An 18,975-nucleotide genomic window follows, 5' to 3' on the forward strand; every position below is an offset into this window, starting at 1 on the left:
TTGATTAGCTGCGTTTATAAAATGGCGACTTTACAACAACCGCCTTCAAGCGTTTCTGTCTGATTTGCACGTCGACTTCGGTTCCTAATTCGGCAAATTCCGTTTTTATGAGCGCGAGGCCCAGATTCTTCTTCAAGGTTGGTGATTGTGTTCCGGTTGTAACCTCACCAATCTGTTCGCCATCCTTGAACACTTCATAATGAGAACGCGGAATCCCTTTATCAATCATCTCAAGCCCGACCAGTTTTCTTGGTGCTCCTTCTTCCTTCTGTTTCTTCAACACGTCTTTGCCGATAAAGTCAGCTTGTTTATCCGTTTTTACCGCAAAACCGATCCCTGCTTCGATCGGAGTAATGTCTTTTGTGAGCTCCTGTCCGTAAAGCGCAAGTTTTGCTTCAAAACGGAGAGTATCACGTGCACCCAATCCGCAAGGAACCACACCCTCTTCCTTGCCCGCTTCAAGAATCATATCCCAAAGCTTGACCGCCGCTTCAGGAGAACAATAAATTTCAAATCCGTCTTCGCCTGTATAGCCCGTGCGCGATACGAGCGCATGGATACCCTGAAGGCTGACATCACGTTTGAATTTAAAAAAGCCAATGGAGGACAGATCGGTCTCTGACAGCTTTTGCAGTACACGTTCTGCGAGTGGTCCCTGCAACGCAAGCTGGGCGGTTTCTGCAGAAATATTGGTAAGCTCGACCCCTTGACCAAGATGGGACTGTAGCCAGTCAAAGTCCTTTTCGATGTTGGAGGCATTGACAACAAGCAAGTAGTGCTGGTCGCTGTACTTATACACCAACAGGTCATCTACGGTGCCGCCGTTTTCGTAGCACATCACGGTATACTGAGCGCCGCCTTCCTTTAATTTGGAAAGGTCATTAGTAAGCATGCGCTGCAAAAAGGCGCTTGCCCGTTCTCCTTTTACTTCAAATTCTCCCATGTGCGAAACGTCAAACAGCCCCGCTTTCGTACGAACCGCTTCGTGTTCCTCACCAATACGGGAAAACTGGACAGGAAGCTCCCAGCCTCCAAAGTCAATGACTTTCCCGCCATGCCCTTTGTAAATGTCAAAAAGTGGTGTGCGCTTTAAGTCCCTCATTACGTTTCCTCCCTTTCATCCATCAGTGGTAATATTCAAACAATTCCAAGTAAATAAACCATCGCCTGCAGAATATGGAAAACACAAAAAAGGACAGAGAAATACCATTAATCAGGTATCCCTCTGTCCTTCAACCAGTAAGTTTGGAAAGGGGCATGCCCCTTCGTTTCTTCGTTGGTGGTCCATAGTGGACGCTCTCCAGAGACGCGTCAAACAAGAGTCTTTTTGCCTGAGAGTTTCGCTCCTGCTTGCTCCTTCGGCGCTACCGAAATAGTCTCTCCTCTTGCTTTCATTCGCAAGTATGTTATTTTCGTCCGTCGTCCATACTAGTAAATAGGTTTTGCCTTGGAAACACATTATTATCCTATCATTATTTTAGTTTAAAAAGCAACGCAATTTTGAGAATTGAAAACCGCAGTGTGCAAGCGGATTATGATACATAGAAAGGAAAGCGGCCATGAATCTTAATATCAACTTTAACCGGGAATGGCATGACGAATTTATTAAACGGATGGATGATGATGGCCCCTGGACAAAATGGGAGTTATATAACCTTGCGCTTGAAGCGGAAAAGAATTTATCCATCCCTGATTTTCTCGGTCTTCAGGCTCCGGGACATCTTCCGCAGCTTACCTTCCTTCCCCATCAGCTTGAGGTTGCAAAAACCGTCATCGAAAAAATGAACGGCAAAGCCATTCTCGCCGATGAGGTCGGGCTTGGAAAAACGATTGAAGCCGGGCTGATCCTGAAGGAATACATGATCAGAGGGCTTGCCAAAAAGGTCCTTATCCTCGTACCCGCTTCCCTTGTTCTGCAATGGACAGGAGAATTAAACTCCAAGTTTTTCATTCCTGCGGTGGCGCAAAAAAAATCATACGTTTGGGAGCAGTGCGAGGTGGTCGTATCCTCCATCGATACCGCAAAACGCCAGCCTCACCGTGACATTGTCCTGAACCAGGATTATGACATCATCGTGATCGATGAAGCTCACAAGCTTAAAAACAAAAACACGAAAAACTATGAATTTGTTCAGCATTTAAAAAAGAAATTCTGCCTTCTTCTCACCGCTACTCCGGTTCAGAACCGGGTGGAAGAAATCTTTAATCTGGTTTCCTTGTTAAAACCAGGGCATCTTGGCAATCAGGAAAACTTTGATAAAGACTTCAGGAACGACAAGCATTCCTTGAAGAACGAGGAAAAGCTGAAGCAGCTCGTAAATAAAGTGATGGTCCGGAACCGAAGAGAAGAAACAGGGCTAAAATGGCCCAAACGGTTTGTTAAAACCATTCCGATCACCCTTTCAGAAACTGAGCGGAATTTGTACAGCAGCATTTCGGATCTTAAGGAATTGCCTCAGTTCAGCCGAAGCAAATTTTCTGTGCTTACCCTGCAGCGCGAAGTCTGCAGCTCTAGAGAAGCCTGCTTCATGACACTGAAGAACATGCTTCAAAAAGACCCTTATTCCGAACATACCATTGTTCCTGTCATGAAAAAAATAGAAGAGGTCACCCAAAATTCCAAGGCGATGAAAACGCTCGAGCTCGTACAATCGATCAATGACAAAGTGATTATCTTTACCGAATATCGGGCCACCCAGCTCTATCTGCAATGGTATCTGCAGCAGCATGGCATCTCTTCAGTTCCGTTTCGCGGCGGATTTAAACGGAGCAAAAAAGAGTACATGACCCATCTTTTTAAAAACCATGCACAGGTGCTTATCGCCACAGAAGCCGGCGGAGAAGGAATTAACCTCCAATTTTGCCAGCATATCATTAACTACGACCTGCCGTGGAATCCGATGCGGATTGAACAGCGGATCGGCCGGATTCACCGGATCGGACAAAAAGGCGACGTTCATATTTATAATTTCGCAACAGAAAATACCATTGAAGAACGGATATTGAACCTTCTCTACAACAAGATCAATCTGTTTGAAAGCGTAATTGGTGAGCTCGATGAAATACTGGCTAAATTTGAACTAAAAAACATTGAAACTTACATTTCTGATATTATGCTGAACTCGGAAAGTGAAGGGGAGATGAAAGTGAAAATGGACAATCTTGCCTCGCTGATCAATCTCGGCGGAGGCATAAAAAAGAAAGGCTGGGAAGAACATGCAGCAGCACGAGATTCATCATTTTCTTGAACGGTATTTTGAAGCCAATGAATGCACGGTGGAAGCAAGGCATCCCAGTTATATGAAGATTCGGCTGACCGTGGAACTCGATAAGCTATTGATGAACCGACCGTTTTACTGGCATTACCTGGAGAAAACCGGGGGCGTTCCCAATCCCCTGACCCTCACACTTGTAACGGGGCAGCAAACGCCTCCCGACGGCGGCGGAGAGTTTATCCATTTTGGTTCCCCCCGGCTTCATCAAATTTTTGCTTCCACCAAGAAACTGGGGTCTTTCATTCGGATGTATGAATCCATCTCCCAGCATTCCGGGCAAAACATTGCTCTTCATCCGTGGCTGTGTGTGAATATGAAAACCTCTTATCAGTGCGACCGCAAAAAAGACCGTATTTCCTCCTATGGCATCCATCTCATTACGGGACGCATGGTAGAGTCTTTTCATGAGAAGCTCTCAAAGCTTCCGCTGACCCGCAAGATTCCTGACTTCTGTTACACCCTTTCCCCCTTCATCAGGCCCATTAGCGGGTTAAAACGGATCGAATCTCTTGTGGAACAGGAAATCAAGCAGGATGACCACAGCTGGGCGGAAGATGCCAAGGCAAGATGGCGTGAAGACGAAGAGCTTTTGGACCGCTTTTATGAAGATGAAGAGGAAAAGCCGGAGTACTACCACGTGGAAAAAGAAGCACTCCGTACCCAGTATGAGCCAATAATCAGCGTGGATATCATAAACGGCGGATTGTTTTATTTGTCTGAGACAGCCCTGTCATAATCATGGAAACCAAAAAGGAGGCTGCAATCAGCCCCCAATGTAAGACATCTCAATTTTCTTTCTTGTGGCGGCGCCCTCCCGGCGTTCGTCGGAGTAACGGTCAGTACGGTTTTTCCAAATTCGGGAAATAAGTGCATCCAGTTCTTGATCTGTTGCCCCTTCTCGAAGGGGTGTTTTTATGTCGGTTCCGTTAGAAGCAAATAGGCAGGTGTACACCTTGCCGTCAGCAGACAGCCTCGCTCTCGTGCAGGAGGAACAAAAGGAATCGCTGATCGATGAAATGATGCCAATCTCATTTTCTCCATCAGCAAACTGATAGCGGGAAGCAACCTCACCGTAATAGTTTTCCGGCACGGGTTGAAGAGGCAGTTCGCTTTGAACGTTCTTAAGAATTTCTTCCTTCGTCACGACTTCTTTCATGTTCCATCCGTTCGTTGTCCCTACATCCATAAATTCAATAAACCGAAGAATATAAGGAGTGGATTTAAAATACTTGGCCATAGGGAGAATTTCCTGTTCGTTCACTCCTTTTCGGACCATCATATTGACTTTCACTTGCAGGCCCGCTTCATGAGCAGCACTCATACCTTCAAGCACCGGTTTCACCCCGATTCCCCTGCCGTTAATTCGGCCAAAAAGATCGGAATCAAGAGAATCAAGGCTGACGGTGACGCGGTCCATTCCGGCTTTCTTCAGGTCATGGGCGACACGAGGCAAAAGTACACCATTTGTTGTAAGAGCAAGATCTTCGAGCCCCTTGAGCTGGTTCAGTTCCCCAATGAGCTCCGGAAGGTTCTTTCTCATCAGCGGTTCACCGCCCGTGATTCTCAGCTTGGTCACACCAGAAGCAACAAAACGCTCAGCAACCTTTATAATTTCATCAAAGCTTAAGAGCTCTGTCTTTTCCAAAAAAGGATAATCCTTGTCAAAAATTTCTTTCGGCATACAGTACGTACACCGAAAATTGCATTGGTCTGTTACTGAAATCCGCAAATCTTTCAGAGGCCGTTTCAGCCGGTCCAGCAATGCTTTTTCATTTCCCATCATTACCACACTTCTTCATTTTTAGGTTAATTCAACCCTATCATATAATTTTAAAAATGAACAATGTTAGGATTGTGCAGGCAAGACTACTTTTTGTTCTTTTTAAATACCATTCCAAGCGAGAACGGAAGCATGCCAAAAAGCGAAACGAGAACTGGCTGTTTTCGCTCCGCTTTTTGCTCTTTCAAATACAGTTTTTCCTCTTGTGTCCGGCTCAGCCGTTTAACAAGAGACTCGATCAAAAATTTAAAATACGCGTTCACGGGAAACCACACCTTTTTTATCGTTTGTCCCCAGTGTATCCCATTTCAGAGCGCTTTAACCTTGCTGCAATGCGTTCGGCCGCTTCCTCTGGGTGGCATCCTCCGGTCTCGAGCGCCCAGTGGCAATCCCGGTAAATCGGAAGCCGCGATTCATATAGCTTTTGCATTTCCTTCTTTTTTTCCTGGTTAAACAGTGGACGGCTTGTGTCTTCTTTCAGCCGTTCAAAAATAGTTTCCAGGGAACAGCTCAAAAAAATGACAAATCCGTTCTCCATCATAAATTTCCGGTTTTCCGCGGAAACCGCAAGACCTCCGCCTGTCGTAATGACGGCATCTTCCTTTGGTAGTTCAGCAAGAATGGCAGCTTCATAGCTTCGGAAAACCGCTTCACCATCTTCGGCGAAGATTTCGGCAACCGTCTTACCGTATGTTTCTTCAATCAAACGGTCCGTATCAATGACCGGCAAGTCCAGCTCTTCACCGAGCAGGGAGCCCACTGTCGTCTTGCCGGACCCCATGAATCCTGTTAAAAATATCGGCTTCAACTTGTACCCTCCACCCACTTGGTAATCGTTTTTGTCTCGCTATTATAATATATAATCACGCTTTTTGTCTGAAGGTTTTTCAAAATGGCCGATAATTTTAGCTCAATCACAGGAAGGCCTGTCTTGTTCATCTGACAGTCCACTACTCCTTCACGGAACTCAAACCGGCTTGCCGGTACATTGTCCTGCTTCAAAGTCAGGAGGAGTTCACTGCTTGTTTTCTCAATCATCTGATCGAGCTGAAAGCGGTGTTTCTGGTCCGCTAAAAATTGCTTTTCTCCCAAATACATAAAGAGCTGATGAGCAGTCAGCATGGAAATGATCAGACAGAACACCAGCACCACCGGAAAAATATATCCTTTTTCATTCATGGAGACAGCCCCGTCTTTCGGACAAAAACCCGCTTATACACATGGGAAGCCGTATCGATAATCACCAATGTAACAGCCGAATCTTTTATGGAAGGCCGGAATTGCTTGACGGAAAACAGCCACGTCTCATATCCTTGTCCATTGATTTGTTTGCGAATTCTGTTTTGATAATAAGAAAAGCTAATCTGCTGGCCGGATTCTGACGAAAGAAGCAACCGGTCAGCATTCGCTGTAACTTGATTGGCTTCCCGGATCAACTGGCCAATGGACATATAGAAAGATTCCAGCTCTTCTGCAGGAACCCTGTTCTCCATTGGAGGGGAAAGAACCTTTATTAAAAGGGGAGAAAGCAAGGCAAGCATCAGAAAAATAGCAAGAGCAATTGCCGTTTCGATCATGGTAAAGCCATTTGGTTGACTCTTTTGATTACACCACATTCACTGTACATCCTTTTATTTTTACCGGTAAATGCAATACAAGGCGCTCCTTCCCGGAAATCCCATTTGAATTCCCCTGTTTCTCCTGCCACTGCCCCTTCTTCCACCTCACTTCCATCACTGAGCTTATTGGCCAGAAGCTCTAACGCTTCCCTTTGCTGCTGAAGGGTGAAGCGTTCATGATAAATCCGGTAAAGCACGGGAGCGGCGGCACCGATCACGATCGAAAGCACACTCAAGGCAAGCAGTGTTTCCAAGAGATAAAAGCCATTACAATCTCTCCACATAAAACCGCCCCTTTCCCAGCAAAAACACTAGTCGGTATTTCCCGGCATCCGTTTTAATCAGCAATGTGCCCGATGAACTGATGTTTCCGTTTTTCGTGTACGTAATTTTCATCGTCATGGTGGAAGATTCCACATCAACCTGATCCGCATATATGATCTCTTTGAATACACTGCTCGTCCCGCTGCCAACCACATAACGATGCTGATCAGGGTAAATATGCAAGAAAACAACCTTTTGCTGCACCACAGCTTGGCGCTGTGTAAAGTACAGATCTCTTTTCAACTGTTCCAGGAAAAAGTGCACCTCCCTGCTTTTGTAGTAGCTTTGCAATGAAACCGCGGTTACTCCAAGCAAAATGCCACCGATCGATAATACGATCAACAGTTCAACCAAGGAATATCCGTTTACTTCAGTTCCCCGCTTCAACCACTACTCCGTTTTGAAGTTCCAATGCTTTGCCGCTTGGACACTTTACTGTATCTACATAATCTTCTGTTACCAGTGTGCTAAGGTCAGTCAGTTTCGTCCCTTTTTCCGCTTCATATGCGCCAACCTGCCCCTGAACAAGATCAATCGTCGCCTTGCAGCCAATATCCTTTGCAACACCCAGATTCTTTGCCATGCTCGGTAAGGCGATCAAAAGGAGTACAGAAATAATGAGGAGCACAATCATCATTTCGATCAGGGTGAAGCCATCTTCGCTTAATTCTTTCATTAACCCACCTCTTTTATTGAATGGAATCCATCATGTTAAACATCGGGAGCAGCATCGACACAAACATAACCAGAATGGTGCTGCCGATAAAAAGGAACAATACCGGCTGCACGATGACAATGTACCTGGACAATTTTTCTTCTGCATAACTCATCAGCATTTCACTATAGTCTATCAACTCTTTGCCGAGCAGCCCCGACGTGTGACCATGTGCAATAATGACAGAGAGTTCCGGAACAAAATAACGTCGCTGTGCAATAATGTCCTCAAACTTTAAACCGTTCAGCAGATCCTGCTTCATCTTAGCGGCCTCATACCGAAAAAAACGCATGTATTGATTATCTTCAAGGATGACGAGCGCATCATTGATCGCCAGCCCGCCTTTCAAAAGACTTCCAATCTGTATGGAAAACTGATGGGTGATCCATACAGCAAGAAGTTTATTAAACAGCGGAATACGGAGAAGAAAGCGGATTTGTCTCGATGGGTGCATATTTTTTGATATAAAAAAATAAACCGTACCAGTTGCTGCAGCTCCTGCTAACATCCATCCCAGAAAGAACGGAAGCTTTTTTAATAAATTGATCATGAAGGTTGTAAACCAGGGGAAATCAATGTTCAATGAGGAATACAGAGAGAGAAAATGAGGAATAAGCAGGCGGAACATAATGAAACAAACGGATAGAACAATAAAAAACAGAAATACAGGATAGCGCACAGCCTTTAAAAACCGTTCTTTCATCTCTTCTTTTCTTCTGAGCATCTTGCCGCCTTCCATTACACTAAAACACAAATCACCATGCTTTTCGGATAACTCCAAAAACCCTAAAACTTCACTTGAAAACTTTTCTGAAGCCAGTGCTTCATGAAGAGAATATCCTTTAACAAGAGAATCATACACCCGGTACAATCCCTTTTTCATCCACTGATGTTGATGAAGTTTGAGAATGCGGATCGCCTTGGGAAGTGTGTAGCCCTGTTCGAGCAGCCGGCCCAGACGGAGCAAGAAATCTCCCTGCTGCTTTTTGGTCCAACTTCTTTCCCTTTTTCTCATCGGTCCACTCCCCACCTGTGAAGAGTGTTCATCGGCAGAAATCCAAGCGCCATTCCCTGTTTCATAAAATAATTCAGTGTTCGTAAACCATCCGGCCGATCCGAGTTGCCCCGGATCCATTCCATCCCTTTTTCCAGCCCGGATTCTGACAATAATTCATATAACCCCATTCGTTTGTCATGTCTTCGCATAAAGCAATATGGTTCACAGCGGGTTCCGCAATACGGACAGGTTAGCGAAAGCAGCCGCTGGGAAACAATGCCAAGCAATGTTTGCTCAATTTCCTGAACCGAAAGCCCAAATTCGACCAACCGGTACAGGCAGCCGAGTGCATCTTCCGCATGCACGGTAGACAAGACCAGATGCCCGGTCATTCCCGCCCGGATGACCAGCTTCGCTGTTGCTTCGTCCCGGATTTCTCCGATCATGATCACATCCGGATCATGACGAAGCAGTGATTTAAATCCTTCGCCGTAAGTGATCCCTGCTTTTTCATTGACTTCCATCTGCAAAAACAGATCCATTTTCTTTTCTACCGGATCTTCAAGCGTCAAAATATTTATGGTGTCCTTGGTTTGAAGGTATTGAAGAAGAGAATACATAATTGTAGTTTTGCCCGAGCCGGTCGGCCCAGAAAAGAGGATAAGTCCGCTTGAGCGGTTGAGTAATGAGTGAAGGCCTTTCAGGGAGTGAGGAAAAAGAGCAAGCGATTCGAAATGGGCTGGTCCACTTTGGGGGAGCAACCGGATCACTAGACTTTCATGGAAAGCCGTTGGCAGCGTGGAGAGCCGGAGATGAAGCAATGTTCCGTTCAGATCAAGGTCCACCGAGCCGTCCTGGGGCCTGCGCTTTTCTCCAATGTCCATTCCGGCCTTAAATTTAAAATGGGAAACGAGCCGCTCGAAAAACACGTATGGGACTTTTTCAATCGGGTGCAGCTGACCGTCCACCCGAAGCTGGATCATCCCTTGATTGCGCAGGGGTACAAAATGGATATCGGAGGCATTGGTTCTGGAGGCTAGCTGAAGCAATTCTTTGCTTTTTGATTCAATTGGCAATGAACTATCACCTTCTTTCTGTGGTTTCTGATTCAATTCGACAGTATACGAGCATTCCCTTTTAAAAAATCATCTTTTTTGTATATTTCGTTCGACACGAGCCATACTAGAAGTAGTGCCGATGGGCTATAGCCAAGTGGTAAGGCAACGGACTTTGACTCCGTCACTCGTTGGTTCGAATCCAGCTAGCCCAGCCATCTTTTGTGAAAGAACACCTACTTTGTGTTCTTTTTTGTTTTTCCAAATCCAGATAGATTGGCATTTACAATTGTGTAAAAATTCATATATAATACAGGTGAGTTCTTCGGTGAAAAGGGAGGGATACATATGGCAAGAATGTACAAGGTTTTGGGCTTTTGGACTGGAATTATTGCAGTAATGGCCTATCTTGGAGATCTGACTGACATGTCTCTATTATTTTTGGGCCAAACCATTTTATTTGTTTCATTAAGTTACCTGAATTTATCTGAGCGTATGTATATTTATATTTTTGGCGCTTATTTAACAGTCTTTTTTGTCGGCTTTACATACTGGACAACATTCATGATGACTCCCGGTGGCGGTCACTAAAGAAAAGCGTAAGCGGCCTGTTAAAGTCCGACAAGCGCTGGAGGTCTTACACAACAACACGCTTTTTGTGTTGTGGAGTAAGAGTGAAGCGACCGATGACGAAATGGAATTCAATTTCGTCTTTCGAGGACTTATGCTGAAAACGAGTTTTCAGCCCTGGACGCTGAAGCTGGACATTACTTCTACGAAAAAAAGAAAACGGTTGCTTAAAAGCAGCCGTCTTTTTTTTGGATCAATATTTGAAAATACCGGCTGATGCTGTGGTCCATGATCAACGAGCGGATCGCACGGTTTTTTTTATGTTCAGAAGAAAAAGGATCCCTGCTTACGTTTTCAGCCAGGTGATCCAGTATCCCGTTTTCCAGCAAAAATTCCTGCTGCGATTGGAAGCCGGATGATGAACATCCATAATCTTCCCCCACTTTTCTGATGCAGTCCCAGTGAACATGGGAGGTCAGATCCATCTCTCCCGGATAAGACAGCGGATTTGGAATGAGCTGGTGGCGGTAATAGCCCCGCAAGCTTCCTTCAATAATCTCCGGCTGCCTCCATTCCTCTTCTGAATAACCATAATCAACAAAAACCACATATCCGCGCCCTATCCATTCATACAGCTTACCGAGCCAGCTGGTTATAGCAAGCGGAATTTCCATCGTTTGACCGGGTTCCAGTTCTCCATGGTATTCCTCGATCCACTTCCTAAGTTGATCATCCGCACGGACAGCAACATCGATAAGGTCCCCAGTTTCGTTCAGAGATACCTGAATTTCTTTCAAACCGCTTGATGTTTGCCTGACCACATGAACCGGCATGGCATCGAGCAGCTCATTTCCAAAAACAATGCCATGAAAAAAGGGACACAAGGACTGAAATTCCTCAAGAGTTGAATAGTGCGACCAAGAATGATTTTCGAGCTTCCTGCCGATTTGTTCCGCATGATACGGGCTCGATTCGATCACCACATACTCCAGTGCCGGGTATCCTTTCGCCTGCCATTCGTCAAGAACGCTTCTGGCAAAGGAACCGTCTCCTGCCCCGATTTCGCATAGGACATATGAAGATAATCCGAGCTCCCTGAACCTGAAATAAAAAACATCGGCCCAAACGGCGCCATACACCGCGGAAGCTGAGCTGCTCGTATAAAAATCCCCGTTCCGGCCAATTTTTGTTTTATTCTTTTGATAGTAACCATGTTCCGGATGATACAGAGCCATTTCCATGAATTCCGCATAAGTGATGGAGCCGCCTGGGGCATTTTTTATGCGTTCCCGGATGACGGAGAGCATATCAAAAACCGCTTAAGAAAGGATTGGAGTCCATTTCGGCACCAATGGACGTTTCCGGGCCATGGCCGGAAAGAACGAGCGTTTCTTCAGGAAGATGTAAGAGCTTGTCGTGAATACTTTTTAGTAAAAGCTCGTGGTTGCCGCCATACAGGTCGGTCCTTCCAATGCTGCCGGAAAAGAGCGCGTCTCCCGAGAAAACAACCTCCTCTTCTTCTGCATAATACGAAACACTTCCCGGGGAATGCCCCGGTGTTTCAAATACTTTAAAGGTAAAGCTGCCGATTTTTAACTCACCCTCTTCTGTAATCAGATGGTCAGCATCCTTGGCGACAACTCGCTGCATAAAATGAGCCGAACCGTTTTTGCTCGTGTCTCCGAGCCAGTCCTCTTCCTTCTTATGTATGTAAACCGGAATGCCCCATTTTTCACGGACTTCATCCACTGCACCAATATGGTCAAAATGCGCATGCGTCAGAAGGATGGCAAGCGGCTTAACTCCCCTTTTTTCAATCAAGGAAATGATTTTCTTGCCTTCACTTCCCGGATCAAAAATGATTCCTTCCTTTTTTTTATTCCACAATACATATGTATTTTCCTGAACAGGGCCGACCGTCAATCGTTCCCAACTCATAGCTATCCCTCCATTGCAATCTGTTTCTCCCTATTTTACACTAAAAACAAAAACGATGTGGAGGAAAGACATGTGACGCTTTGCTATGGGATTGAAATGAAACCGGACATCACCAAAAAGCCGGGTGCTCTTGCCCAGGTGGTCAGAAAGACGGCAAGCCTCGTTTCGGTTTCAGACAGGGACGGTGAGATTGCCATTGTTGAAACTAAGGAAGAAGCGTTGCGGTTAAAGGAGTATTATGAATCACAAGGCATGTTTGAAGATATCCATCCACTACTCCGCATGGAAACGTTCCAGCCGACCGAGCGCTTTCACGATTACGGGCTTCTTTCCGCTGCACATCACTATTACCTATATGGGGATCTCACGTTCGGTTTTCACCTTACAAACCCGCAGTCCGGAGAGACGGACCAGTTTTTGTTTCAATTGGAGGAGCATCTGCTTGGAACCGAAACAAAAAAACAAAAGGAAATCTATTATGCCGACCGGACTGAGCGGGAACTCATTGAAAAATATGCAAGTGCTTACAATGTCTCCATTACGGTAGATTTGTGAAAAAAGGACACTGTACAAACGGTTACAAAACAAGTAAAATAGTACAAGGTAGTATCCGTCTGATTTGCTATACATAGGAAATTTAGGAAGAACTTAGATTACTACAGAGTAAGGGGGCATAGGATATGGGATTAGCCATCATTTTTGCTATTGTAACGATTTTAGCTGCTCTAGGTTTACTGCGTTCTTTAAAAATTAAAAATATGTTAGGTTCCGGTTTTGCATTCCTTACATTGGCCGTATTCGGCTGGTTTACTGTTATGACCTTTATTGATGTGTTCACAGGCGGAGGCTCTTCAGGTCACTAAACCAACTAACAAAAACCCATCGCGCACTTCCTGTGCCGATGGGTTTTTGTTTTTTTATTTCATTTGGGCTCTGACACTCTCAAGCTTCGATTTCATCGTGGATGGCTTGTCTCTGCGGTCATCAATGCGGATATTGGTGGCCACGCGCTGGATCCCCTGAGCAAAAGGAGCCTCATGCATATCTTTGATCACTTGCAGCAGCACCTCCAGCTCCCCTTCAACAATCGTATTCATGGGTGTCAGTTCATAGTTGATCTGCTCTCCATAGCTTTCCAGTACACGCTGAATTCCGGCCACATACTTGCTGACACTGGGAGTCTCTGTCCCAATCGGAATCACTGTAATATCAATAATGGCCATTTTTCTTACCTCCATAAATATGAATTCCTTATCAGTTTATCATGTTTCCTAACAATTCGAAAAAACGAACGTAAAGTGAGAGGTTAAGAAAATCAGCAGAAAAAAAGACACCCGGGAAGCTCCTGGTGCCTTGCGGAAAAATCTTCATTTTTACATATAAAGACCCGCAAGAAAAATCCCGAGTGTATCTTCGTAGATTTCATCAAACTGTGAGAGCGGCAGAGGATTGACTCCGTAGCCGAGTTCAATTGTAAAGCCCGGACGGCGAAATTCCTGGATGAACCAGTCTTTATAGCCGGCATAACTGTCAACATACTGTACGGCTTTGTAGCCGCTGACTCTCTCAAACTCCCGGGCAATGTCTTCCGCTTCAGGCGGTTCTTCCTTTTCAAACCCCCAGTAAAACTCCTTCCCCTGTGTATGGAGAGCAATGACCCGGTCAAAATCCTCCTCGAAGGCGAGATCTGCCATTGCCCGGGCTTCCGGCTCGGAAAGCGGATAGTCCCCGGGATAATCCCTTGGGGCCGCTTCCTGTGGCTTCCGAACTTTTTCTTTTTCCCAACGGGCTGGAAGCTGATTATTCAGGTCTACTCCCCGGATATTGGCTTTCCAGTCTTTAAAGTCAATTGACTCCTTATTTAGGGACTTAACAAGACTATGAAAAGGCTCCTGCACAGGCGGTCCATGCAGCACAAGATCCACACCGTCCGGATCCACCATTGGTACCGCAGACAGTGTTGTTTGTTCATAGAGAGTAAGCATATTCATTCCGCGGATCGGGATGTTGTTGGTAAGGGCGAGCAGGTAATCATTCAAAAAGGTCATTAATATCCCCGTAGTAATCCATTCATTCGCATGAAAAGAAGCATTAACATGCACTTTTTTTGTTCCTCTTCCCCATTTCAGCTGAACTAGTTCTTTTTTTAAAACCGAGTGCCCAATGATATCACTCTGTATAAAGGGATACAGTTCACATACCTTCCGAAGGTCCTTTTGAAGCGTAGGATAGTCATAAGGTACGCCTGAGGAGACCACTCTTCCTGATGCACGCTTTGGCACGAACAACCTTTCACCAATCTGAATCGACTGGGTATTAACGAGCGGATTCAACAAACATATGGCATCTGGGTGAACACGGCAGGTTTGAGAGATGGAATGCACCGTATCTCCATGATTGATCGGTATACCCTCTGCAAAATATCCAGGCAGCCGTACGAAAGATCCCGGCTGCAACGCGTCCGGATTCAGGTTAGGGTTGGAATCAAGCAGCAGCTGCAAGGGGAGATCGAATAATTGGCTGTAGTAGGAGAACGTATCTCCTTTTCTTACCGTTATCTTCATAAGCTCCTCCTCCTGTATTTCGCTTCTACCTTTCATATTATTCGTCTCACACAGAGGATATGAAAATAAAGAAAACCATGCTTGAGTCATAAGCATGGTTTCTTCTTAACGTTATTTGATTACATTACCGTTTCTTCATGAAGGGTTTTGGCCATATAAGCTCCACCGTAGACACCGGCATCGTTTCCTAAGGAAGCGATCGCAAACTCTGCTCCTTCTTTCACAAGGGGAAGGGCGAACTTTTCAAAGTTTCGTTTAACCGGGTCAAGGATTTTATCCCCTGCTTTTGACACACCGCCGCCAAGAACAATTTTCCCAGGGTTGATGGTACATCCCAGGTTGGCAAGCATAAAGCCGAGGTGATAACCGACAAGCTCAAGCACATAAAGAGCCAGCTCATCTTTTTGGTCAGCCGCATCAAAAACATCTTTGGCCGTGATACCGCCTTCCTTTTCCTCTTCCTTGTGCAAGAGCGAGTCAGGATAATTCTGCAGTCCTTCTCTGGCCAAACGGCAGATGCCTGTTGCCGAGGCAACTGTTTCGATACATCCTGTCTTTCCGCAATTGCATGGAGCACCACCTTCAGGAATCGCTGTGATGTGGCCGATTTCCCCGCCCATGCCGTTTTTGCCGTGAACAATTTTTCCGTTGGAAACGATTCCGCCGCCGACTCCCGTTCCGAGCGTGACACAGAGAAGATCTTTCGCACCATCTCCGGCGCCTCTCCACATCTCGCCTACAGCAGCCAGGTTAGCGTCATTGTCCACGACTACCGGAAGACCGGTTTCCATTTCCAAGCGTTCTTTTAACGGAAAGTTAACCCAGCCGATATTGACCGCGTGGTAAATGAATCCTCTCGACAAGTCAATAAATCCAGGGGCACCCATTCCAATGCCATGGAGTCTCGACTTGCTGGCTCCAAGCTCGTCCAGCACAGAATCAATGCTCTTGGCGATGTCCTTTGTGATGTTCTTTCCTTTTTCCGAAATATCCGTAGGAATTTCCCATTTTTTAATCAGGTCGCCATAATCGCTGATGAATGCCATCTTGATTGTTGTTCCGCCCAAATCTACGCCTACATACCATTTCTCATCCATTGCTGTCACCCCTTATATGAATTTTAATTAGCTGTATTTTTGCATGTTTGACTTGATCACAAGAAGCGCCATCTTATAGTCCTGCGGATCCATCATCCCTGACTCATACAGAGATCGCACTTCTTCCTCCATCAGTTCCAGGTCTGCGAGGCGATGGCCTGTATAAATGAAGATGCCAAACCTTTTTAATAGCTGCTGTACGTCATATAGCGTTTTCATTTTATCACCCTGCTTATTATAGCAGAGACTGACGAAAAAAACCGCTGAAAAGACAGCGGTTTCTTTCGCTTTTTATGCAAGTTCCGATTGTACGTAATGAAGAAGCAAATTTGCCGTATGGCGAAGCGAGCTCACATGGGTGCGCTCATAGGCATGGGAGTCAGCAATTCCTGCCCCGACAAGTCCATGCTTGATATCAAAGCCTGCCTTGATTGCCGCCGAAGCATCGGAACCATAATAAGGATAGATGTCCACGCGGTAATCGACACTGTGTTCCTGAGCAAGCTTCACCAAATGTTTGCGCAGTTCGTAGTGGTAAGGGCCGCTTGAATCTTTCGCACAAATGGAAACACTGTACTCGTCGGTGGATTGTCCGTCTCCAATGGCGCCCATGTCAACCGCGATGTATTCTACTGTCTCTTCTGTGATATTGGAATTGCCTCCATAACCGATCTCTTCATTGTTGGAGATCAGAAAATTAACAGTATAAGGAAGTTCGATGTTGTTGTCTTTGATCAGCTTGATGAGGTGCATGAGGATGCCGACACTGGCTTTGTCATCCAGATGCCTGGATTTAATAAACCCGCTTTCCGTGATTTCCACACGCGGTTCGAAAGAAACAAAATCTCCTACAGATATGCCAAGCTTTTCTGTTTCTTCTTTTGTTTTTACTACTTCATCGATCCGCACTTCGATATTTTGCTCATCGCGCTTCGCATCGCCGGCATCTTTATACACATGAACCGAGGTCTGATGCATGAGGATGGTACCTGTATACGTTTTTCCGTCTGCTGTATGAATCTTGCAATACTCACCTTCCACAGCATTCCAACGGTAACCGCCGATCATCGTGAGCTTCAGTCGCCCGCTGCTTTTGATTTCCTTCACCATCGCTCCAAGCGTATCCACATGAGCCGTCAGCAGACGATGCTTGCTGTCGTCTTTTCCTTTCAGGGTGGCAATCAATCCCCCTTTATGGTTCAGGTAAAACGGCACATTTTCTTTCTTGAGAAAATCACTGACATAGGAAATGGCATCCCCTGTAAAGCCTGAAGGGCTTGGAATGCTGACCAGATCCTTAATGTTCTGTACAATTTCTTGTTCATTAATCATTAAATGCCTCTCTCCTATCTAATTCTTCTTTTAACGATTTCTTTTCGTTCCGCTCATTTCCTTCTTCTTTCTTTAACGTTTGCTGCATACACATGGAACAACAGTCTGTCCAACGGGGTGGTTATAAGATGAAAATGAGAAATTGGCTCGGCATTGTTCTTCCTGCATTTTTCGCAATCCTCTTTTTTATGTATCTTTTTGGCAAAGAACCTGTAAAAGAAAGCATCATTTTCTTTCCGATTGATAATCAGGTCTATTTTACAAAAGCGAATACAAGCGTCCGTTTGAGCGGTTCCACCCCTGAAAACTATACTCTTCAGTGGAACGTGGCTTCCGAAACCAATCAGCCGGTCTATCTTCGCCAGGATATCTCCCTGTTGTATGGCAACGGCGTCCTGGCCAGCACCATGAATAAATGGAAACAGGATACCAAAATCATCGAAGAATCCAAAAAGGTGTCCGGACGAAATGAACGGCTGTCCCAGAGCGTCAGCTTTCATTATGCCGAAATCCACAAAAATGAAAACACGTATCGAAGTGCCCAGGACATGAGCGGACAAAGTATGTACATCTATCAAAAGGGAGCTTCCTTCGCGTCGTTCCAAAAGCCACAAACACAGGCAGAACGGACTGCGAAAACTAAGCTGGATGTTAAAACCTACTCTTATCTGCAAAAAACATGGACCGGCGCAAAACAATTTTACAATGTAACCGGTGCAAATTACTACTCGGTTGCTCTCGCAGACCTGCCTCAATACCAAAAGAAGCCTCTCCCCGGCTTTACACAGGACCAAACCAATAAGATTATCGGAAACTTGTGGGAAGGGCTCTACAAAAATTATTTTCTCGGGGTGAAGAAAAGCAACGGCCAAAAGGTCAGCCCGATCGGCAGCAGTATGCCGATGATTATGTTCAGTAAAGACAAAACCCATCTGATGGTGTTGTTTAAACTGAAGGATGGGGAATTCATCCAGCTTATTCAATATACGAGATAAGAAGTTTGTGCAGCTGACAAATGGAGAAGGCTGCATGTAGGGCATTCTCTGTTTTTTCATTCTGGGTTGTCATCCAGATGGCCTCCCATCCCGCTTTTTGGGCGGGCAGTATATCAAGCTCCCACGTGTCGCCCACGTACAAGGGATGTTTGCAGCCGGATTGCTTTTGAACAAGGGAGAAAATCTTGGGATCTGGTTTTTTTAATGGCATCGTATCCGAAATAAAAACCGTTTCGGAAGATATCCAGTCATCAAGTGATAAAGCCTTTATTTTTTTCTTCTGTAGCACCTCTTCCCCGTTGGTAATGATCCCTGTAAGGATCTGGTGGTCCTTTAATGCTTGAAGCAGCCCATCCATACCGGCGAAAAGCACACAATAGGAAGAAATATAATGGCGAAGAAGTTGTTCAAACGAGAGGGCATCTCTGGAAACTGATAACAGCCCGCACTCCTTTAAAGAGTGTAAAAATCTCTTTTTCTGATAAGCAGACCGTGAAAGTTGACCGTTTTCATACTCTCCCCAGAACCGGTCACAGCAAGATTTAAAGCGCCGGAACCATTGTTCGGCGCTTGCTGCCCCTCCAGTAATGTTCCCTTCTTTCCAGAGTTCTGTAAAGCTTTGAAGAGCAGCTAGCCGGAATGCCCGTTCATAATCATATAGCGTATTATCCAAATCAAAAAAGACAGCATCCACTTTCATGAGGATAAAAGAAG

The 18,975-nt window shown here is 45.4% G+C and carries 25 protein-coding genes, 1 tRNA gene and 1 riboswitch; of the genes, 7 read left to right on the forward strand and 19 right to left on the reverse strand.

Going from position 1 to position 18,975, the window contains the following annotated elements:
• Positions 1 to 4: 4 nt before the first annotated feature.
• Positions 5 to 1,102 (reverse strand): glycine cleavage system aminomethyltransferase GcvT, encoded by a 1,098-nt coding sequence (gene gcvT, locus QNH15_RS15155; RefSeq protein ID WP_283889179.1) that lies wholly within the window; start codon positions 1,100 to 1,102, stop codon positions 5 to 7.
• Positions 1,103 to 1,309: 207 nt separating this feature from the next.
• Positions 1,310 to 1,395, reverse strand: a riboswitch (glycine riboswitch).
• A gap of 164 nt (positions 1,396 to 1,559) precedes the next feature.
• Here gcvT and QNH15_RS15160 point away from each other — a divergent pair.
• Both QNH15_RS15160 and QNH15_RS15165 read left to right on the forward strand, forming a co-directional pair.
• A complete protein-coding gene (locus QNH15_RS15160) occupies positions 1,560 to 3,248 on the forward strand; it encodes a DEAD/DEAH box helicase (protein ID WP_283889180.1) in 1,689 nt (562 codons plus the stop codon).
• Positions 3,217 to 4,011 carry a YqhG family protein gene (locus QNH15_RS15165; protein WP_283889181.1) on the forward strand — a complete coding sequence of 265 codons (795 nt, stop codon included), beginning with the start codon at positions 3,217 to 3,219 and terminating at the stop codon, positions 4,009 to 4,011. The genes QNH15_RS15160 and QNH15_RS15165 overlap by 32 nt, the downstream gene beginning before the upstream one ends.
• Positions 4,012 to 4,038: 27 nt before the next feature.
• Here QNH15_RS15165 and moaA read toward each other — a convergent pair whose 3' ends face one another.
• From moaA to comGA, 10 genes are all read right to left on the reverse strand, one after another.
• On the reverse strand, positions 4,039 to 5,058 hold the full coding sequence (moaA, locus tag QNH15_RS15170; protein ID WP_283889182.1) for a GTP 3',8-cyclase MoaA: 1,020 nt from the start codon (positions 5,056 to 5,058) through the stop codon (positions 4,039 to 4,041).
• An 83-nt stretch (positions 5,059 to 5,141) separates the two neighbouring features.
• Positions 5,142 to 5,318, reverse strand: a complete 177-nt coding sequence (locus tag QNH15_RS15175) for a YqzE family protein (RefSeq protein ID WP_283889183.1) — start codon at positions 5,316 to 5,318, stop codon at positions 5,142 to 5,144.
• 17 nt (positions 5,319 to 5,335) lie between these two features.
• A complete protein-coding gene (locus tag QNH15_RS15180; protein WP_061971010.1) occupies positions 5,336 to 5,863 on the reverse strand; it encodes a shikimate kinase in 528 nt (175 codons plus the stop codon).
• Positions 5,860 to 6,234 carry a competence type IV pilus minor pilin ComGG gene (gene comGG / locus QNH15_RS15185; protein ID WP_129475103.1) on the reverse strand — a complete coding sequence of 125 codons (375 nt, stop codon included), beginning with the start codon at positions 6,232 to 6,234 and terminating at the stop codon, positions 5,860 to 5,862. The genes QNH15_RS15180 and comGG overlap by 4 nt, the downstream gene beginning before the upstream one ends.
• The gene (locus tag QNH15_RS15190) at positions 6,231 to 6,671 is read right to left on the reverse strand and encodes a ComGF family competence protein (protein ID WP_283889184.1); all 441 of its coding nucleotides are present in this window, start codon (positions 6,669 to 6,671) and stop codon (positions 6,231 to 6,233) included. The genes comGG and QNH15_RS15190 overlap by 4 nt, the downstream gene beginning before the upstream one ends.
• Positions 6,629 to 6,958, reverse strand: a complete 330-nt coding sequence (locus tag QNH15_RS15195; RefSeq protein WP_129475101.1) for a type II secretion system protein — start codon at positions 6,956 to 6,958, stop codon at positions 6,629 to 6,631. The genes QNH15_RS15190 and QNH15_RS15195 overlap by 43 nt, the downstream gene beginning before the upstream one ends.
• Positions 6,942 to 7,385, reverse strand: a complete 444-nt coding sequence (gene comGD, locus QNH15_RS15200; protein ID WP_283889185.1) for a competence type IV pilus minor pilin ComGD — start codon at positions 7,383 to 7,385, stop codon at positions 6,942 to 6,944. The genes QNH15_RS15195 and comGD overlap by 17 nt, the downstream gene beginning before the upstream one ends.
• A complete protein-coding gene (gene comGC, locus QNH15_RS15205; protein ID WP_061971021.1) occupies positions 7,369 to 7,674 on the reverse strand; it encodes a competence type IV pilus major pilin ComGC in 306 nt (101 codons plus the stop codon). Before comGC ends, comGD begins: the two co-directional genes overlap by 17 nt.
• Positions 7,675 to 7,687: 13 nt before the next feature.
• On the reverse strand, positions 7,688 to 8,728 hold the full coding sequence (gene comGB, locus QNH15_RS15210) for a competence type IV pilus assembly protein ComGB (protein ID WP_283889186.1): 1,041 nt from the start codon (positions 8,726 to 8,728) through the stop codon (positions 7,688 to 7,690).
• Positions 8,725 to 9,786 carry a competence type IV pilus ATPase ComGA gene (gene comGA, locus QNH15_RS15215; protein ID WP_283889187.1) on the reverse strand — a complete coding sequence of 354 codons (1,062 nt, stop codon included), beginning with the start codon at positions 9,784 to 9,786 and terminating at the stop codon, positions 8,725 to 8,727. Before comGA ends, comGB begins: the two co-directional genes overlap by 4 nt.
• A gap of 122 nt (positions 9,787 to 9,908) precedes the next feature.
• Here comGA and QNH15_RS15220 point away from each other — a divergent pair.
• Positions 9,909 to 9,983 (forward strand) — tRNA-Gln (locus QNH15_RS15220).
• A 130-nt stretch (positions 9,984 to 10,113) separates the two neighbouring features.
• On the forward strand, positions 10,114 to 10,356 hold the full coding sequence (locus QNH15_RS15225) for a DUF2626 domain-containing protein (RefSeq protein ID WP_061971029.1): 243 nt from the start codon (positions 10,114 to 10,116) through the stop codon (positions 10,354 to 10,356).
• A 206-nt stretch (positions 10,357 to 10,562) separates the two neighbouring features.
• On the opposite strand, the gene QNH15_RS15230 is transcribed toward QNH15_RS15225, so the two are convergent.
• Together QNH15_RS15230 and QNH15_RS15235 are read right to left on the reverse strand one after the other, a co-directional pair.
• On the reverse strand, positions 10,563 to 11,642 hold the full coding sequence (locus QNH15_RS15230; RefSeq protein ID WP_283889188.1) for a class I SAM-dependent methyltransferase: 1,080 nt from the start codon (positions 11,640 to 11,642) through the stop codon (positions 10,563 to 10,565).
• Position 11,643: 1 nt separating this feature from the next.
• A complete protein-coding gene (locus tag QNH15_RS15235) occupies positions 11,644 to 12,273 on the reverse strand; it encodes an MBL fold metallo-hydrolase (RefSeq protein ID WP_283889189.1) in 630 nt (209 codons plus the stop codon).
• A 72-nt stretch (positions 12,274 to 12,345) separates the two neighbouring features.
• Here QNH15_RS15235 and QNH15_RS15240 point away from each other — a divergent pair, with 72 nt between their 5' ends.
• Positions 12,346 to 12,828 (forward strand): hypothetical protein, encoded by a 483-nt coding sequence (locus QNH15_RS15240; RefSeq protein WP_283889190.1) that lies wholly within the window; start codon positions 12,346 to 12,348, stop codon positions 12,826 to 12,828.
• 125 nt (positions 12,829 to 12,953) lie between these two features.
• Positions 12,954 to 13,136, forward strand: a complete 183-nt coding sequence (locus QNH15_RS15245) for a DUF2759 domain-containing protein (RefSeq protein WP_061971038.1) — start codon at positions 12,954 to 12,956, stop codon at positions 13,134 to 13,136.
• 54 nt (positions 13,137 to 13,190) lie between these two features.
• Here QNH15_RS15245 and QNH15_RS15250 read toward each other — a convergent pair whose 3' ends face one another.
• The 5 genes from QNH15_RS15250 to QNH15_RS15270 form a co-directional block, all read right to left on the reverse strand.
• A complete protein-coding gene (locus QNH15_RS15250) occupies positions 13,191 to 13,496 on the reverse strand; it encodes an MTH1187 family thiamine-binding protein (RefSeq protein ID WP_283889191.1) in 306 nt (101 codons plus the stop codon).
• 150 nt (positions 13,497 to 13,646) lie between these two features.
• Positions 13,647 to 14,837, reverse strand: coding sequence for a M14 family metallopeptidase (locus QNH15_RS15255; RefSeq protein WP_283889192.1), 1,191 nt, complete (start codon positions 14,835 to 14,837; stop codon positions 13,647 to 13,649).
• A 119-nt stretch (positions 14,838 to 14,956) separates the two neighbouring features.
• Entirely contained in the window at positions 14,957 to 15,934 is a 978-nt protein-coding gene (locus QNH15_RS15260; RefSeq protein WP_283889193.1) for an ROK family glucokinase, read from the reverse strand.
• 27 nt (positions 15,935 to 15,961) lie between these two features.
• The gene (locus QNH15_RS15265) at positions 15,962 to 16,153 is read right to left on the reverse strand and encodes a YqgQ family protein (protein ID WP_283889194.1); all 192 of its coding nucleotides are present in this window, start codon (positions 16,151 to 16,153) and stop codon (positions 15,962 to 15,964) included.
• 72 nt (positions 16,154 to 16,225) lie between these two features.
• The gene (locus QNH15_RS15270) at positions 16,226 to 17,266 is read right to left on the reverse strand and encodes a M42 family metallopeptidase (RefSeq protein WP_283889195.1); all 1,041 of its coding nucleotides are present in this window, start codon (positions 17,264 to 17,266) and stop codon (positions 16,226 to 16,228) included.
• Between the two features lie 128 nt (positions 17,267 to 17,394).
• On the opposite strand from QNH15_RS15270, the gene QNH15_RS15275 reads away from it, so the two are divergent.
• Entirely contained in the window at positions 17,395 to 18,261 is an 867-nt protein-coding gene (locus tag QNH15_RS15275; protein ID WP_283889196.1) for a hypothetical protein, read from the forward strand.
• Here QNH15_RS15275 and QNH15_RS15280 read toward each other — a convergent pair.
• Positions 18,242 to 18,961: an HAD family hydrolase gene (locus QNH15_RS15280; protein WP_283889197.1), complete on the reverse strand. Its 720-nt coding sequence runs from the start codon at positions 18,959 to 18,961 to the stop codon at positions 18,242 to 18,244. The genes QNH15_RS15275 and QNH15_RS15280 overlap by 20 nt on opposite strands.
• Positions 18,962 to 18,975: the final 14 nt, after the last annotated feature.

The sequence above is a fragment of the Fictibacillus enclensis genome (assembly GCF_030123385.1).
Taxonomy (GTDB): domain Bacteria; phylum Bacillota; class Bacilli; order Bacillales; family Fictibacillaceae; genus Fictibacillus_C; species Fictibacillus_C enclensis.